The sequence below is a fragment of the Thalassospira marina genome, from assembly GCF_002844375.1.
Classification (GTDB): domain Bacteria; phylum Pseudomonadota; class Alphaproteobacteria; order Rhodospirillales; family Thalassospiraceae; genus Thalassospira; species Thalassospira marina.
The window spans coordinates 3,557,652-3,575,852 of record NZ_CP024199.1 but is presented as its reverse complement, the minus strand read 5'-3'; the positions used below and the strand labels follow the sequence as shown (position 1 = coordinate 3,575,852).

At 55.0% G+C, this 18,201-nt stretch carries 11 protein-coding genes; 10 read left to right on the top strand and 1 reads right to left on the bottom strand.

The window, feature by feature from the left end:
• Window positions 1-159: 159 nt before the first annotated feature.
• Window positions 160-2,850 (bottom strand): aconitate hydratase AcnA, encoded by a 2,691-nt coding sequence (gene acnA / locus CSC3H3_RS16310; protein ID WP_101285521.1) that lies wholly within the window; start codon window positions 2,848-2,850, stop codon window positions 160-162.
• Window positions 2,851-3,696: 846 nt separating this feature from the next.
• Here acnA and CSC3H3_RS16305 point away from each other — a divergent pair.
• The 10 genes from CSC3H3_RS16305 (at window position 3,697) to CSC3H3_RS16260 (ending at window position 18,199) form a co-directional block, all read left to right on the top strand.
• Window positions 3,697-4,509: an ABC transporter ATP-binding protein gene (locus tag CSC3H3_RS16305; protein WP_101266344.1), complete on the top strand. Its 813-nt coding sequence runs from the start codon at window positions 3,697-3,699 to the stop codon at window positions 4,507-4,509.
• 2 nt (window positions 4,510-4,511) lie between these two features.
• Entirely contained in the window at window positions 4,512-6,464 is a 1,953-nt protein-coding gene (locus CSC3H3_RS16300) for a long-chain fatty acid--CoA ligase (protein ID WP_101285520.1), read from the top strand.
• Window positions 6,465-6,524: 60 nt separating this feature from the next.
• Window positions 6,525-7,418, top strand: a complete 894-nt coding sequence (locus CSC3H3_RS16295; protein ID WP_101266341.1) for a branched-chain amino acid ABC transporter permease — start codon at window positions 6,525-6,527, stop codon at window positions 7,416-7,418.
• A gap of 18 nt (window positions 7,419-7,436) precedes the next feature.
• Window positions 7,437-8,510 (top strand): branched-chain amino acid ABC transporter permease, encoded by a 1,074-nt coding sequence (locus tag CSC3H3_RS16290; protein WP_101266339.1) that lies wholly within the window; start codon window positions 7,437-7,439, stop codon window positions 8,508-8,510.
• 105 nt (window positions 8,511-8,615) lie between these two features.
• Entirely contained in the window at window positions 8,616-9,857 is a 1,242-nt protein-coding gene (locus CSC3H3_RS16285) for an ABC transporter substrate-binding protein (protein ID WP_101266337.1), read from the top strand.
• A gap of 170 nt (window positions 9,858-10,027) precedes the next feature.
• The gene (locus CSC3H3_RS16280) at window positions 10,028-10,849 is read left to right on the top strand and encodes an ABC transporter ATP-binding protein (RefSeq protein ID WP_101285519.1); all 822 of its coding nucleotides are present in this window, start codon (window positions 10,028-10,030) and stop codon (window positions 10,847-10,849) included.
• Between the two features lie 126 nt (window positions 10,850-10,975).
• Entirely contained in the window at window positions 10,976-12,214 is a 1,239-nt protein-coding gene (locus CSC3H3_RS16275; RefSeq protein WP_101285518.1) for a phenylacetate--CoA ligase family protein, read from the top strand.
• A 379-nt stretch (window positions 12,215-12,593) separates the two neighbouring features.
• Window positions 12,594-13,769 carry a trans-sulfuration enzyme family protein gene (locus CSC3H3_RS16270; RefSeq protein ID WP_101285517.1) on the top strand — a complete coding sequence of 392 codons (1,176 nt, stop codon included), beginning with the start codon at window positions 12,594-12,596 and terminating at the stop codon, window positions 13,767-13,769.
• Window positions 13,770-13,894: 125 nt separating this feature from the next.
• Window positions 13,895-15,100 (top strand): MFS transporter, encoded by a 1,206-nt coding sequence (locus CSC3H3_RS16265; protein ID WP_101285516.1) that lies wholly within the window; start codon window positions 13,895-13,897, stop codon window positions 15,098-15,100.
• Between the two features lie 231 nt (window positions 15,101-15,331).
• A complete protein-coding gene (locus CSC3H3_RS16260; protein ID WP_101285515.1) occupies window positions 15,332-18,199 on the top strand; it encodes a monovalent cation/H+ antiporter subunit A in 2,868 nt (955 codons plus the stop codon).
• Window positions 18,200-18,201: the final 2 nt, after the last annotated feature.

Genomic DNA, 18,201 nt, shown 5'->3' with positions numbered 1-18,201 from the left:
GCCTGTGTGGGGATACAGGAACGAGCAATTTTGAACACTTACGCAATTAGTCCAGCAGAGGTTAGGAGATAGATCAATTCCAAATCAAAAAAAAACACCCCGCCAGAAGAATAGGCGGGGTGTTCCGATTACGTCTGATTACCCTTTAAGGATAATAAATCAGGCGGCTTCTTTGATCATGTTACGCAGCACGAACTGCAGGATACCGCCGTTCTGGAAATACAGAACTTCGTTTTCGGTATCGATACGGCAGACGGCGGTTGCTTCCTCGGTCGAACCATCCTTGCGGGTGATGCGAACGGTGACATCCTGCTGCGGGGTGATGCCATCGGCGATGCCGGTGATATCAAAGGTTTCGGTACCGTCGAGCTTGAGCGACTTGCGACCTTCACCCGCCTTGAACTGCAGCGGCAGGACGCCCATGCAGACCAGGTTGGTGCGGTGAATACGTTCAAAGCTTTCGGCGATAACGGCCTTCACACCCAGAAGATTGGTGCCTTTGGCAGCCCAGTCACGCGAGGAGCCGGTGCCGTATTCCTGACCGGCAACAACAACCAGCGGGGTGCCTTCTTCCTGGTAACGCATGGCAACATCATAGACCCAGCCCTGTTCACCAGACGGGTAATGAACCGAAACACCACCTTCGGTGCCCGGTGCCATTTCGTTACGGATACGGATGTTGGCAAAGGTGCCGCGCATCATGACTTCGTGGTTACCACGGCGTGCACCGTAGGAGTTGAAGTCACGAACGGCAACGCCATTGGCTTTCAGATATTCGCCAGCCGGGCTTTCTTCCTTGATCGAACCGGCCGGAGAAATGTGGTCGGTCGTGACAGAGTCACCGAGGATCAGAAGCGGACGGGCGCCGTGCACATCGGAGAATTCACCCGGTTCAGCAGCCATATCGACGAAATAGGGCGGGTTCTGAACATAGGTGGATTTACCGTTCCACTCGTAGGTTTCACCTTCGGTGATCTGGATTTCCTGCCACGGTTTCGGACCGGCAAAGATATTGTCGTAACGGTCCTTGTACATCTTGGCCGAGATCGAGGCCGCGATGGTGTCAGCGATTTCCTTGTTGGACGGCCAGATGTCTTTCAGGAAAACATCATTGCCGTTCTGATCCTGACCCAGCGGGTCATTGTTCAGATCAACCTTCAGGTTACCAGCGATGGCATAGGCAACAACCAGCGGCGGCGAGGCAAGGTAGTTTGCCTTCACGTGCGGGCTGATACGGCCTTCAAAGTTACGGTTACCCGACAGAACGGCCGTAACGAGCATGTCCTGGTCTTCAATTGCACCGGCAATCGGACCAGCCAGCGGGCCGGAGTTACCGATACAGGTGGTGCAGCCAAAGCCGGCAATGTTAAAGCCAAGCTGGTCAAGATAGGTCTGCAGACCGGCCTTTTCCAGATAGTCGGCAACAACCAGCGAGCCCGGTGCAAGCGAGGTTTTGACCCACGGTTTGCGCGACAGGCCCTTTTCGGCTGCTTTTTTGGCCAGAAGGCCGGCAGCGATCAGGACGCTCGGGTTCGAGGTGTTGGTGCAGGACGTGATGGCGGCGATAACAACGTTACCGTCTTTCATCGCGAAATCTTCGCCTTTGACTTCAACCGTACGGTCGGCGTCAACACCCGGTGCCATATCGGCAAAGGTTTTGGTGAAGCTTGAAACCGCATCCTTGAGCGGAACGCGGTCCTGCGGGCGTTTCGGACCGGAAAGTGCCGGTTCGACGGTCGAGATGTCGAGTTCCAGGGTGTCGGTGTATTCGGCTTCAAAGCCGCTTTCACGCCACATGCCCTGTTCCTTGGCATATGCTTCAACCAGGGCGACCTGTTCGTCGGAACGGCCGGTGGAGCGCATATAGTTCAGGGTTTCGTCATCGATCGGGAAGAAGCCACAGGTCGCGCCATATTCCGGTGCCATGTTACCGATGGTCGCACGGTCCGGCAGGCTCATATGGTCAAGGGCATCGCCATAGAATTCGACGAATTTGCCCACAACGCCTTTTTCACGCAGCATCTGAACGACGCGCAGAACGAGGTCGGTTGCCGTGACGCCTTCTTTCAGCGCACCGGTCAGCTTGAAGCCGATAACTTCCGGGATCAGCATCGAAATCGGCTGGCCGAGCATCGCGGCTTCGGCTTCGAGACCACCAACACCCCAACCCAGAACGGCAAGGCCGTTGACCATGGTGGTGTGGGAATCGGTACCAACCAGGGTGTCAGGATAGGCAACGGTTTTGCCTGCGCCGTCTTTGCCGGTCCAGACAACTTTCGCCAGATGTTCAACGTTCACCTGGTGGCAGATGCCTGCTCCCGGGGGGACGATGCGGAAATTGTTGAATGCGTTCTGGCCCCAACGCAGGAACTCGTAACGTTCGCCGTTACGTTCGAACTCGACTTCCATGTTTTTGTCGAGCGCGTCGTCGGTACCAAAGAAGTCGATCATGACCGAGTGGTCGATGACCAGGTCAACCGGTGAAAGGGGGTTCACCTTCTGGGCATCGCCGCCCATATTGACCACGGCATCACGCATGGCAGCAAGGTCCACGACGGCGGGAACGCCGGTGAAGTCCTGCATCAGCACACGTGCCGGACGATAGTTGATTTCGTGCGTGCTTTTACGCGATTTCAGCCATTCGACGACAGCTTTGACATCGTCGGCCTTAACGGTGAAATCGTCTTCGTAACGCAGAAGGTTTTCCAGAACGACCTTCAGCGTGAAAGGCAGTTTAGAAACGTCGCCGATTTTTTCGGATGCAACTTTAAGGCTGAAATAGTCGAAGGATTCATCCCCGACCTTCAAAGTGCGGCGCGTTTGCAGGTTGTCTTTGCCACAAATGGACATCAGACCCTCCTCAAGGTGGTTAAAGGGCTTGTCGTGACAAGACACCCCGACCGTCGGAGCGCCGAGCGGTGGGCTATCTGTTGACCGTGACGCGGGTCACGATACACATATGAAGTGCGAAGGCGTTACACCACAAATCCCGGAGAAAGTCCAGACCCCGAAAAGGGTCTTTCGCGAAATCACCCTAATAACAGGGCTTTGCCCGCATGGCTGGTGATGCTGTTTCTAATTTACCGCGAAAAATGCGGTGTTTTGGATGAGCGGGCGTGGCGATTGGCCTGCGAGTCCCGTTTCGTCCCGGCGTATTTTGGTGACCGCAATTGTCTGCTGCATCCCGTGTTGCGCGGGTGGGCGGCACGATAAAAGAAGTGTCGTTTCAGTGCAGTGCGAAACAGTTTTGAGGTGTTATGCAATTGCGAATCGGCAGGGATTTTGCGAAATGAAATTTCAAAAACGGGCCTGCAAACGACGAAATGTTAAGTTGAAAAACGTTTTTTTCAATGCCGCAACGCGATAATCGCGATTTTTGGAATACATCCCCCATCAAATATTAACGTTACGGAATGTTGGTTCCGTGTGGCGCATTTACCCTAATCGGAATGGTTGTGCGATGCGATAAGCGCGATTGTTGGCAAAAGCAGCGTCAGCAACGCGTTGACGCTATAGTGTGAATTTGGTACTCAAATACGTATTAATTGCGTTGCAACCTTTTCGGTATCGACCGGCAGGGTAAAAAAGAACAAACGCAAATCAGGGAAACGCTGAAATTTGGACGGTTCATTGCAGATTGCCCAGGCGGGCAGATTGCGGGTGAACGCGGCCCAGGTCAGGGAGGATACCAAGACGATGACGTCACCGGACCCAATTTTGAGCATCAACGACGTATCGCTGGTTTTTGGCGGTGTACGGGCGTTGAGTGACGTCAGTTTTTCGGTGCAGAAAGGCGAGCTGTTTTCGATTATCGGCCCCAACGGGGCGGGTAAAACATCGATGCTGAACTGCATTTCCGGGCGTTATCACCCCACCAGTGGATCGGTGCATTTCAAGGGCCAGGACGTAACGGGCCTGAAACCCAATGCGCGCGCCGAACTGGGCGTGGGCAGAACGTTCCAGAACCTGGCACTTTTTGGTCATATGTCGGTGCTTGATAACATCATGGTCGGGCGCCACCACCTTTTGAAAAACAATTTCCTGACCGGCCCGCTTTACTGGTTTTCCGGTGCGCAGAAAGAAGAGCTGGAACATCGCAAATTCTGCGAAGACGTGATCGATTTTCTTGAAATTTCGCATATTCGCAAGGCAACGGCTGGCACGCTTTCCTACGGGTTGCGCAAGCGGGTGGAACTGGCGCGTGCGGTTGCGCTGCGCCCGGACCTGATCCTTCTGGATGAACCGATGGCGGGCATGAACCTTGAAGAAAAGGAAGACATGGCCCGCTTCATCATTGATCTGAATGAAGAATGGGGCATGAGCGTTGTCATGATCGAGCATGACATGGGTGTTGTGATGGATATTTCATCGCGGGTCATGGTGCTGGATTTTGGCCGCAAGATTGCGGCAGGCCTGCCCGAAGAGGTGATGGCAAACGATCACGTCAAGAAAGCCTATCTCGGCGAAGAAGATGACGAAGACGACAGCGTATCCGGGAAGGTCGCCTGACAATGAAGAAATATACTGTGCCTGATTATGCCGACGTTGCCATGCTTGATACCTTCCCCAAGGTGCTGGCCTATAACGCCAAAAACTGGCCCGACGATGTTGCCATGCGCGAAAAGGAATTTGGCGTCTGGCAGGAATTCAGCTGGCAGGATTATAACGACCGCGTGAAATGGATGAGCCTTGGCCTGCGGGAACTGGGCATTGGCGCTGGCGATGTTGTGGGCATCATCGGTGAAAACCGGCCCGAATGGGTGTGGGCGGAAATTTCGGCCCATGCCTTGCGGGCACGGTCGCTTGGCCTGTATCAGGACAGCCTGCATGACGAAGTCGCCTTCCTGATCACCTATGGCGAAGCCAAAGTGATTATCGCCGAAGACGAGGAACAGTGCGACAAGCTGCTGGAGCTTTCAGACCAGATCCCCACCGTTGAAAAGATCATTTATTGCGACCCGCGCGGGATGCGCAAATATGATGATCCGCGCCTGCTTGCTGTTGAAGACCTGTATGATATGGGCCGGAAGGTCGAGGCCGCCGATGCCATGGCCTATACCCGTATGGTCGGGGAAACCCGCGGTGATGAATGCGCAATTTTGTGCACCACATCGGGCACCACGTCGAAGCCGAAAATGGCGATGCTGAATGCCGGGGATTTCCTGGATCATTGCGCTGCCTATTTGCGGGCCGACCCGAAATTGCCGGGCGATAATTATGTATCGGTGCTGCCACTGCCCTGGATCATGGAGCAGGTTTATGTTGTCGGGCAGTCGCTGGTCAGCCGCCAGATCGTGAATTTCGTTGAAGAGCAGGAAACCATGATGGCGGACCTGCGCGAAATTGGACCGAATTTCGTGCTGCTGGCCCCGCGTGTGTGGGAAGCCATTGCCGCCGATGTCCGGGCGCGCATGATGGATTCAACACCCTTCAAGCAGAAAATGTATGACTGGGGCATGAAGCTGGCCCGTGGAGCGCTTGATAATGGCGGCCATTCAAAGGCGGCTGATATTTTGCTGATGAATGCCCTTAAAGACCGGTTGGGATTTAGCAATTTGCGATCTGCCGCCACGGGCGGTGCGGCAATGGGGCCGGAAACTTTCAAGTTTTTCCATGCCATGGGGGTTCCGCTGCGCCAGCTTTATGGTCAGACCGAACTTTGTGGTGCCTATACCATCCATCAGCCCGGCGATATTGATTTCGATACCGTGGGTCTCGCGTTTGATAATTCGGAAATCCAGGTCATCAATACCGATGAAAACGGGGTGGGCGAAATTGTCGCACGCACATCGGGCATGTTTACCAGCTACTATAAAAACCAGTCCGCCTATGACGAGGATGTGGTTGATGGCTGGATGCATACCGGGGATGCCGGTTATTTCAAGGAAGGCAATAATCACCTGGTGGTGATTGACCGTTTGAAAGACCTGGCCGAAACATCCACGCGGGTACGTTATTCGCCGCAGTTTATTGAAAATAAACTGAAATTTTCGCCCTTCATCGCCGAAGCCGTGATTTTGGGCAAGGGCCTGCCGTTTTTGTCGGCCATGATCTGCATCCGGTTTTCGATTATGGCGAAATGGGCGGAACAGCGCGGTATTGCCTTTACCAACTATACCAACCTGTCTTCCCAGCCGCAGGTCTATGACATGATCGCCGAGGAAGTGCGCCAGGTAAACGAAACCCTGCCCGAAGCACAGCGCATTCGCCGGTTCCTGTTGCTTTACAAGGAACTGGATGCCGATGACGGCGAACTGACCCGTACCCGCAAGGTGCGCCGTGGCGTGGTTGCCGAAAAATATGCCGACATTATCGATGCGGTTTATTCGGGCACCGATAAGGTCGATATCGACACCATGATTACGTTCCAGGACGGATCAAAAACCCGGATTCAGACCAGTGTGCGTGTGGTCGATCTGGAAGGTCCGAACGGGGCACACAAAGCCCCGAAAGCCGCCGAATAAAGACGCGGCAAAAAACAGAACCGGGGATGGCAGCATCCTCGCCATGACAGGGATGGCACCATGAATTTTGAACTGTTGTTTCAGCTTTTGCTGAACGGGCTGATTGTCGGAACACTTTATGGCGTGGTCGCCATGTGTTTCGTGCTGATTTACAAATCAACCCAGGTGGTCAATTTCGCGCAGGGCGAATTCCTGCTGATCGGGGCGTGGGTCTGTTATGCGTTTCTGGTCGAATTTCAAATGCCGTTCTGGCTGGGTTTTGTTTTTACCCTGCTGTTCATGATGGCGTTTGGCGTGATCCTGCAAATGGTGATTTTGCGCCCCATGATTGGCGAACCGATCATTTCCGTGATCATGGTGACGATTGGCCTGTCGATTTTCTTTCAGGCGGCCACCAAATGGATTTTCGGTGCCACCACGGCGACCTATCCGCAGGTGTTTGATACCCGCACTGTCAGCCTGTTCGGAATGCAGATCGAAACTGCCTATATCATGAGTTTCGCCATATCGCTGGTGATCATGGCGGCGTTTTACTGGTTCTTCAAATATTCCAAGCTGGGCCTGGCCATGCGGGCCACGGCCTTTGACCAGCAGGTGGCACAAAGCCTGGGCATTTCGGTCAAGACCGTGTTTGCCATGTCCTGGGCGATTTCAGCACTGGTTTCCGGGGTGGCAGGCATCGTGATCGGCATGGTCAATGGTGTGTCATCGGGCCTGTCGGTGATCGGGATCAAGGTGTTTCCGGCGGTTATTCTGGGCGGGCTTGATTCCATTATCGGGGCGATTGCCGGGGGCGTGATTATCGGCCTTCTTGAAAACGGGGCCGAGTTTGTTGATGGCCAGTATCTGCATTGGGGCAACCTGTTTTCCATCGCACCGTTTTACGTGCTGATCATTATTCTGTGCATCAAGCCTTATGGCCTGTTTGGCACCAAAGACATCGAACGTATCTGATCAGGGGGACGATCCATTATGGCCGGCTTTTCAATGCGTCCCTGTGGCGATTTCAGAACCACCTATCGGCAGGACACGCGGATATTTGACACCACCTTTGTCCGCAATGCCGCCATTCTTGGCATTGTTGCGGTGGGGCTGATCCCGTTTGTGCTTGATGGGTATTATGTAAACCTGTTCATCCAGATTTCCTATTTTGCCATTGCGGCGCTGGGGCTGAATATTCTGGTTGGCTTTACCGGGCAGATATCGCTGGGACATGCGGCGTTTTTCGGTTTTGGTGCCTTTGCATCAGCCTGGATTAACAACCATACCGGCATTCCCGTTTTGCTTTCCATTCCGCTGGCGGGGCTGGTAACGGCGGCAGTTGGCCTTTTGTTTGGCCTGCCAGCTGCACGCATCAAGGGGCTTTATCTGGCAATTGCCACCCTGGCTGCCCAGTTCATCCTTGAGGATTTCTTTGCCCGGGCCGACTGGTTTACCGGTGGTTCCTATGGGGCGGCGGCAAACCCGGTCAATGTGTTTGGCTATGAAGTTACCGATGATTTCAGCTTCTTTTATGTTTGCCTGTTTTTCCTGGTGATCATGTATGTGCTGGGCAGCAACCTGATCCGGTCGCGCGACGGGCGTGCCTTTGTTGCGGTTCGCGACCATTACCTTTCTGCCGAAATCATGGGCATCAACCTGACGAAATACCGTCTGCTCAGCTTTGGGGTGTCGTCCTTCTATGCCGGTGTCGGCGGGGCTATTTACGGGCATTATCTGGGTTATGTCTCGGCCGAGGGTTTTACCATTCTGCTGTCCATCCAGTTTCTGGGCATGATCATTATTGGCGGCCTTGGGTCGGTTAAAGGGGCGCTGATGGGCACCGTATTTATGGTGCTGCTGCCCGAGGTTATGGAAACCGGCGTAAGTGCCTTAAGCGTTTTTGACTGGGCCAACAGCACCGCTGTTACCGATGGCCTGGCCTATATCAAGGAGATGGCGATCGGTCTGGCCATTATCCTGTTCCTGATCTTTGAACCCGACGGGTTAGCACACCGCTGGCAACAGATCAGGGCGTACTGGAAGCTTTATCCCTTCTCGTACTGACCAAAACCCCCACCGGGCGGGTGATGACACCCGCCTGGACAATAAAAACATGGGGGAGACCGGGAGGCTTTTTTGTTCAATGAAACGTCCAAGGGAGACGTCGAGATGAAGAAACTGATTGCTGCAACCGCGATGATCGCAACCGGTCTTTCGGTTGGCGCGGCCAAGGCCGAAGACAGCGTGTTTGTCGGCCATTTGATGGATATTACCGGGGCCACCGGCTTTATCGGCAAATTCTATGCCGATGGTGTGCGTGATGCGCTTTCCTATATCAATGAAAATGGCGGCATTTCCGGCACCCCACTTGAATTTGAATCGGTCGATTACGCCTATAAGGTGCCGCAGGCCATTGCGAACTATAAGAAATGGCGTTCGCGCAACAACATGATCGCGATGCAGGGCTGGGGAACGGGTGACACCGAAGCGCTGATTTCGTTTGTTGCCAAGGATGAAGTGCCAGTGTTTTCGGCATCCTATTCCGGCCATTTGACCGACCCGACCGGCAAAAACCCGAAAACGGCAAAACCAGCACCCTATAATTTCTTTTATGGCGCATCCTATTCCGATGCCTGCCGGGCAATGGTGCAGTGGGCCGCCAAGGACTGGAAAGACAAGGGCGGCGAAGGCAAACCCGTTTTCAGCCATATCGGCGATAACCACCCCTATCCGAACGCCCCGAAAGAAGCCTGTGCGGAATATGCCAATGAACTGGGTTTTGAAGTAACCAGCCCGGTTGTGGTTTCCATGAAGCCGGGTGATTTCAAGGCACAGTGCCTGACCCTGAAAGAAGCCGGTACCGATTATGGTTACCTTGGCAACCTTGGGCCGTCGGTGGTGTCGCTGGTGAAATCCTGTGGCACGGTTGGGGTTGATCCGACCTGGCTTGCCAACATTTGGGCGGGCGACTACGAAACCCTGAAAACCATTGGCGATGTCGATAATTACGTTTTCCCGGTCATGACCAGCTTCTGGACCGATGAAGGCGTTCCAGGCATGGACCTGGTGCGCAAGATTTCGATGGAATCTGACAAATCGGGCAAGGAATTCCGCACCCATCATTACATTCGCGGCATTTGCTCAGTCTATTACATGAAAGAAGCCATGGAATGGGCCAAGGAAAATGGTGGCATCACCGGTGCCAACATCAAGAAGGGCATGTATGCCCGCACCGATTGGGTGCCGAAAGGCCTGGAAGGCGTTTGCATGCCCGCCACCTGGACGGCCGAAGACCATCGCGGCATCAACACCGTCAATATCTATAGCGGTGAAGCCCATGGCGGCGACATCAAGGTGACCAAACTTGAAACCGTCACCCTGCCGCGCCGTGATGACTGGCTTGGCTACTAAGATCAGCTTCCTTTCGCGTTGAAAGGATGTCTCCCGCCTGGTGTCGGAACCTGCTGTTTTCCCCAAACGGTTCCGGCACCATGGTGGCGGGGAGTAAGCCTCCGCCGGGCTAATTGTTTGATTTATTGATTTGTTATGTCGTTTTTCTGCTGCTGTTGCGAAGGTGATCCATGTCCGAAGCTGCCCGCAAAATTGAAACCGCGCCGCCGCTTTTGTCGGTAAATAACATCGAAGTCGTTTATGACGATGTGATCCTTGTTTTGCGCGGCGTATCGCTTGATGTGCCCCAGGGCAGCATCGTGACATTGCTTGGCCCGAACGGGGCAGGGAAGTCTACCACGCTCAAGGCGATTTCGGGGTTGCTCAAAACCGAAGACGGCGAAGTCACCCGCGGCGAAATTACCTTTGCCGGACAGCCCATTTCCAACCGTTATCCCGAAGATATTGTCCGTTCGGGCATTTTCCAGGTGATGGAAGGCCGCCGCATTATCGAGGATATGACCTGCCTCGAAAATCTGCGCCTGGGCGCCTATACCCGCAAGGATAATGGCGTCAAAGATGACATTGATATGGTTTATGAATATTTCCCGCGCTTGCGTGAACGCACTGGCCTTGCCGGTTATCTTTCGGGCGGGGAACAGCAGATGCTGGCGATTGGCCGCGCCCTGATGGCACGCCCGAAAATGATTTTGCTCGATGAACCGTCGATGGGGCTGTCACCCTTGCTGGTCAAGGAAGTGTTTGGCATCATTGAAAAGATCAATCGTGATCAGGGGATTACGATGCTGATCGTTGAACAGAATGCCAATTGCGCCCTTAAGGTTGCCGATTACGGATATATCATGGAAAGCGGCAAGGTGGTGCTTGATGGCACCCGCGACGAGCTTTTGAACAATGAAGACGTCAAGGAATTTTACCTTGGCGGTGGTTCGGAAGAACGCAAAAGCTTCAAGAACATCAAATCCTATAAACGGCGCAAACGCTGGCTTTAAGGACAGGGCGCAGTCAAAGCAGACAGGAAATGCTCGCTAGATTTTCGTTCATTTCAGGCATTGGCATGATGCGCCCCGCAAAACCCGACCCGCGAACTGGCAGACCAAACGCAGACGGAACAGGCCATGACATTGCAGACCTATTTTGACGACAAGGAAACACAGGCCCCCGATGCCCGCGAAGGCCGCCTTATGGCATCGCTGCCGGGCCTGATTGCCCATGCCCGCGAAAAAAGTGCCGGTTTTGGCACGATATTGAAGGATGTCGCCAGCGGCGCGGTGACCAACCGTGAGGAACTGGCAAAGCTGCCGGTAACCCGCAAATCCGACCTGATCGCAATGCAGGCGGCAAAGCCGCCCTTTGCCGGGTTAAATGCCACGCCGATTGGCGCGCTGGGCCGTATCTTTCAAAGCCCCGGGCCAATTTACGACCCGGAAGGCAAAGGGGATGACTGGTGGCGCATGGGCCGGGCCTATTTCGCGGCGGGTTTTCGTCCCGGCGATGTGGTGCATAACTGCATGTCCTATCATTTAACGCCGGGCGGTTTTATTTTTGACAGCGGTGCGCGGGCCTGTGGCTGTGCGGTTATTCCGGCCGGGGTGGGGCAAACCGAAATCCAGGTCAAGGCGATTACCGATATCCGCCCGACGGGCTATGTTGGCACGCCATCTTTTTTGAAAATCCTGATCGAAAAGGCCGATGAAATGGGCGCGGACGTTTCGTCCATCAGCCGGGCGCTGGTTTCGGGCGAAGCATTGCCGGAATCTCTGCGCGGCTGGTTTGCCGAACGGGGTGTGACCATGCTGCAATGTTATGCCAGTGCCGATCTGGGCCTGATTGCCTATGAAAGCGATGCCCGCGAAGGCATGATCGTGGCTGAGGATATCATTGTTGAAATCGTCCGCCCGGGTACTGGCACGCCGGTTGCCGATGGCGAGGTGGGCGAGGTTTTGGTGACCGCCCTTAATATGGATTATCCACTGGTGCGCTTTGCCACCGGCGACCTTTCGGCCATTTTGCCGGGCCAAAGCCCGTGCGGGCGGACCAATCAGCGTATTAAGGGCTGGATGGGCCGTGCGGATCAGACCACCAAGGTCAAAGGCATGTTCGTGCACCCGCAGCAGGTGGCCGAAGTTGTGCGCCGCCACCCCGAAATTGCCAAGGCGCGGCTGGTTGTGTCGCGGGTCAATGACAATGATGTCATGACGCTGGCCTGCGAAACCGATGCCGCCAGGTTTGATGCCGATGCGGTGGCAGCCACCATTCATGATGTGTGCAAATTGCGCGGCATTGTTGAACCGGCCACACCGGGCAGCCTGCCCAATGATGGCAAGGTGATCGATGACCAGCGCGACTATAATTGAAATCTGATTTCTATTTTTGAACAAGTCCGGTTTGGCCGTGCCATGCCGGGCTTTCATTCCCGCTCGGGAATAAACTGGCTGTGTGGTCCTGGTACCGCACAGCCATTTTTTTGGCCTGGCACAGGCGGGGAGCACGCAGGGAACAAATGTGCGCAGCCAAGGTCCTTGCATGGCCGGGGTAAATGCGATTTGCTATGAATGCACTGTGTTGCCGCCCGCATTTAACGTCACACCCCCAAAACGGGCCAGGCGCACCGCCACCAGATTTGCCGCCACCCGCCAGAAAAACCTGAGTAAGCCTTAATTACCCTGAATTACCCTGATGGGTCCTGATTGATCCTGACGAATTCCAAAATCCCGCCACCACGGAGCGCCCCACATGAAAGACAAAACCGTTTGCGTTTGCCCGCCCGAAGTTTCCCACGAAGGTTTTGCCAGCCTGGCAACGCCGACTTACCGGGCATCGACCATTGCCTTTCCCAATGCGCAGGCCTTTGCCAAACGAATGGAGCGCGGACCATCGGGATATGTTTATGGTTTGCATGGCACGCCAACGACACGCACCCTTGAGGCATCGATTTCCGCCCTCGAAGGGGCGAAATACACCATGCTGCAACCTTCCGGGCAGGCGTCAATTTCGCTGGTGTTTCTGGCGCTTTTAAAACCGGGCGATACGGTTTTGGTGCCTGATTGCGCCTATCCGCCGGTTAGCACGCTGTGCAACGGGTATTTGGCCGAACGCGGTATTCATCACAGGGTATATGACCCGTTAATTGGTGCCGATATTGCCGCCGAACTTGATGACAGCGTAAAGCTGGTCTGGGTTGAAAGCCCCGGTTCCGCCACCATGGAAGTGCAGGATTTGCGCGCCATTGTGCGGGCCGCGCGCGAACGGGGCATTCCCGTTGGTATTGATAATACCTGGGCAAGCCCGCTTCATTTCAAACCGTTAAATTATGGTGCCGATATCGTGGTGGAGGCATTGACCAAATATTTTGGCGGCCATTCGGATTTGCTGATGGGGTCGGTTTCGGTCAATGACGATGGGCTGTATGACCGGTTGAAATCCACCTTGAGCATGCTGGGCATTGGTGTTTCGCCCGATGATTGTTCGCTGGTATTGCGCGGTATGGAGACCATGGCGGTGCGCCTGAAACATGGTAGCGACGTTGCCCTGGATTTTGCCACCCGGATGGCAAACAGGATGGATGCGAAAATGGTGCTGCATCCTGCCTTGCCCAGCCATCCGCAACATGACATGTGGAAACGCGATTTTGCCGGGGCATCTGCCCTTTTCAGCATCGTGGTTCCGGCTGATATGGCATCCGAGCTTGATGGGCATATTGATAATGCCAAAACATTTTCCATCGGCGCATCCTGGGGTGGCACGCACAGCCTGATGGTGCCAATGGCAATTGGTGCCATGCGCCAGTTCACTGGCAATGCCCCGGGCGGCCTTGTATTGCGCCTGTCGATCGGTATGGAAGACCCGGATGATTTATGGGCCGATCTGGAACCGATTATCGACATGATCGCACGGGTGCATCCGGCCTGACAGGGCCGTTTGCGGCGGGGAGGCTTTACTGGCTGATTTGTGATTAACCGGCCCGGATATGATGTTGCAGGATATGTGTGATCTGAAATATTCGGGCTGGATTTGGGGTTAAATGGGGTAGGCGGGTGCGCGGAACCAAGTTTTTGGAAGTCAGCCTGATAACGGTCTGCCAGTTGCTGGCATTGTCATTGTGGTTTTCGGCAACGGCGGTGTTGCCGCAATTGCGCAGCGAGTTTCATCTGGGGGCTTTGCAATCCTCGTTATTTACCAGTTCGGTGGTGATGGGGTTCATTTTAGGCACGCTTACCAGTGCCTTTCTGGGCCTGGCCGACCGGTTGGACCCCAGGCGTTTTTTTGCCCTGTGTTCGCTGGTGGCGGGGTGCGCCAATATCCTGATCCTGGTGGTGCCGGTTGACGGGGTTGTTGTTATTTTCCTGCGCCTGTTAACGGGCATGTGCATGGCGGGCATTTACCCGATTGGCATGAAAATGGTGGCAACCTGGGCCAGGGGTGATACCGGCTTTCTGGTTGGTTTGCTGGTGGGGGCGTTAACGCTGGGTTCGGCCCTGCCGCACCTGTTTTCCGTGGCACTGCCGCTTGACTGGCGATTGGTGATGGTCTCGGCAAGCTGTTCGGCCTGGCTGGCGGCATTGGGTGTTTTGCTGGTTAAACTGGGCGGTACACCGGGGCGGTCCCCGCGGTTTGACCCGCGTGTGGTGGGGCATATTATTGCCGATAAACCGTTGCGTTATGCCGGTTATGGCTATTTCGGGCATATGTGGGAACTGTATGCCATGTGGGGCTGGACGGGGCTGTTTCTGTTTCGCACCTATCAGGAACGGGGCCTTGAAAACGCATCGGTCTGGGCGGCATTAACGACCTTTGCCATTGTGGGGATTGGCGCGCTGGGCAGCCTTTTGGGCGGTATTTTTGCCGACCGCTGGGGGCGGACGACCATTACCATTTCGGCCATGGGCATTAGCGGGTTTTGCGCGCTGATTACAGGCGCGCTTGCCGGTGCGCCGCTTCCGGTGCTGGTGGGGGTATGTTTGATCTGGGGGATATCGGTTGTCGCGGATTCCGCGCAGTTTTCATCCTGCGTGATTGAACTGGCCGAACCCGAGCATGTTGGAACCGCCCTGACATTGCAAAATGCGGTGGGTTTTTTCATTGCCCTGATATCGATCCATCTGGTGCCTTTGGTGGCCGATATGGCGGGCTGGTGGGCATCTTTTGCGATGTTGGCAGTTGGCCCTGTGATGGGGGTTATTGCAATGGCGCGTTTGCGGGCCATGCCCGAAGCCCGAAAACTGGCCCAGGGAAGGCGTTAGTCCTTCTTTTGAATAGGAAAATTAGAAAAAATCGTTGCCAGCGCGATAAAAACAGCGCTTTTTCTTGGGTGATCAGGTTCACTTGACCCATCAGGGTCGGCACCCTAAGCAATAAAAATGCCCGGGTGGGGTTTTCTTGACCACATTCGGGACAAATATTAGGTTCTGCCAGAATTTTCTTGCTGCGCGCGCGGGGGCGTTGCGTCATCTTCCAAAAAACAAGGGTCTTTCATGAGTCTTACCCTCATTGTTTTGCTTCCCTTTCTGGGCGCTTTGCTGCCAGCGATCATGATCAGGGCCGGACGCAATGCCTGCGCAACCGCGACGGGTTCTGTCACGCTGCTTGCGCTGATTCTTTTGGCCTCGAAGGCACCGGCTGTCATGGCTGGCGAAGTTATCCGGGTTCATTATGAATGGCTGCCCGCGCTGGGGCTGAATGTGAATTTCTTCCTCGACGGGTTGGGGCTGCTTTTTGCCACCCTGATTTTGGGGATCGGGCTTCTGATTATCATTTATGCCCGTTTCTACCTGTCGAAGAATGACCCGATGGGCCGGTTCTATGTGTTCCTGCTGTTGTTCCAGGGCGCAATGGTCGGCATTGTGACGTCCGACAATATCCTGCTTTTGCTGATTTTCTGGGAACTGACCTCGCTTAGCTCATTCCTGTTGATCGGTTACTGGAAACACCTGCCCGAAGGGCGACAGGGCGCGCGTATGGCGCTGACCGTCACCGGGGCTGGCGGGCTTTCCATGATTGCCGGTATGCTTATTCTGGGCAATATCGTCGGGTCCTATGACATCAGCGTGATTTTGCAGCATGGCGATATGATCAAATCATCGCCGCTTTATGCGCTGGCAACGGTGCTGATTTTGCTGGGCTGTCTGACCAAATCAGCACAGTTCCCGTTCCATTTCTGGTTGCCCCACGCCATGGCAGCCCCGACGCCTGTTTCGGCCTATCTGCATTCGGCAACGATGGTGAAGGCTGGCCTGTTTTTGATGGCGCGCCTGTGGCCGGTATTATCGGGCACCGATGAATGGTTTTACATTGTTGCCACATCGGGCCTGATCACGATGGTTCTGGGCGCGTGGATTGCCATGTTCAAGGATGACCTGAAGGGGCTTCTGGCCTATTCGACGGTCAGCCATCTGGGCCTGGTGACCATGCTGTTTGGTTTTGGCACACCTTTAGCTGCCGTCGCAGGCGTGTTTCACATCATCAACCACGCCACATTCAAGGCGGCCCTGTTTATGACAGCGGGCATTATCGACCATGAAGCTGGCACACGCAGCATCCGCCGTCTGGGCGGCCTTGCCAGCCTGATGCCGATTGCCGCGACCATTGGCATTATTGCCGCGGCATCGATGGGTGGTACTCCGCCTTTCAACGGCTTCCTGTCCAAGGAAATGATGCTGGACCAGTCCCTGCATACCGCGTGGCTGGGGCAAGATTGGGTGTTCCCGGTTCTGGTTACGGTTGGGGCGCTGTTTTCGGTGGCTTATTCCTTCCGGTTTATCGTACATGTGTTTTTCGGCCCGAAACAGAAGGAATACCCCCATCACCCGCATGATCCCGGTTTTGGCCTGTGGGGCCCGCCGGCATTGTTGACAGTGCTGGTCGTGCTGATTGGCCTGTTCCCCGGTGTTATTGCCGGGCCGCTGGTGGATGTGACATCGCGGGCGGTGATTGGTGATGAATTGCCGGAATTCCACCTGGCCCTGTGGCATGGTTTCAATACGCCGCTGATGTTAAGTGCGATTGCGATTATTGGCGGGTTGTTGTTGCTGTGGCGCCATGGTGGCCTGATGAACGCAACCAAAAACCTGTCGCGCCCCGAAGCCAAGGCCATGTTTGACTGCTTTATCCAGAAGCTGGTTGGCCTGTCACGCGGGGTGACAGACCTGTTCCATAGCGGATCTTTGCAGCTTTATCTGTCGATCATGGTGCTGGCGGCTGTTGCCATTGGCTTTACCGGCTTCTTTACCCATGATGGCTTTATGGCAGGAACACGCGAATTGCTGCCGGTCAGCATACCGGTTGTGATTGGCTGGGCGCTTTTGATGCTGACATGTGCGGCAACGCTGATCCTGCATTATAATCGTTTGCTGGTTCTGCTGTTTGTCGGTGTGATCGGTTTGATCGTGTCGCTGGGCTTTATTTACCTGTCCGCACCGGACCTGGCCCTGACGCAGATTTCGGTCGAAGTTGTGACCGTGATCCTGATGTTGCTGGCCCTTAACATTCTGCCCAAGGAAACCCCGAAGGAAAGCACATCTGGCCGCCGTTTCCGCGATATTCTGATTGCGGTGGCAGCTGGCCTTGGCATGGCCGGGGCCGTTTGGGCCGTTATGACCCGCGACGGCGTAACCATTGCCGATTATTACCTGCAAAATTCGTTGCTGAAGGGCGGCGGGCATAACGTTGTGAACGTTATTCTGGTCGACTTCCGTGGTTACGATACCTTTGGTGAAATCACGGTGCTGGGCATTGCCGCCCTGACCATTTTTGCCCTGATCGAAAGTGTTGCCAGCGGCAAGGCCGCAGCACGGCTGGCGAACTGGGTGAAAGAACACCGTGAATCGGCCGAACGCCACCCGCTGATGATGGTGATTGCCACAAGGGTAATGTTGCCGCTGTCGCTGATGGTGGGAGTTTATATCTTCCTGCGGGGGCATAACGAACCGGGCGGTGGCTTTATTGCCGGTCTGGTCGTGTCCATTGCCCTGATCATGCAATATATGGCGTCGGGCTTTGGCTGGACCCAGAACCGTATGCGCGCCAATTACCATGCGCTGATTGCCCTTGGTGTGATTGCCGCGGCTATTACCGGCATGGGGGCCTGGGTCGCGGGTTATCCGTTCCTGACCAGCACGTTCGGGCATTTCCATATTCCGTTTATCGGCGATATCGAACTTGCCAGTGCGATGGGCTTTGACCTTGGCGTGTTCCTGACGGTGGTGGGGGCCGTGATGCTTGCCCTTGCCAAACTGTCGCAGGTGGAACGCATGGCCGAACATATCGACATCAACACCGAACCGATGGATCACGACCCGTCGGTGGCGCGTCCCCTGACGTCGCAGCAGCAGAACGAGGCCTGATA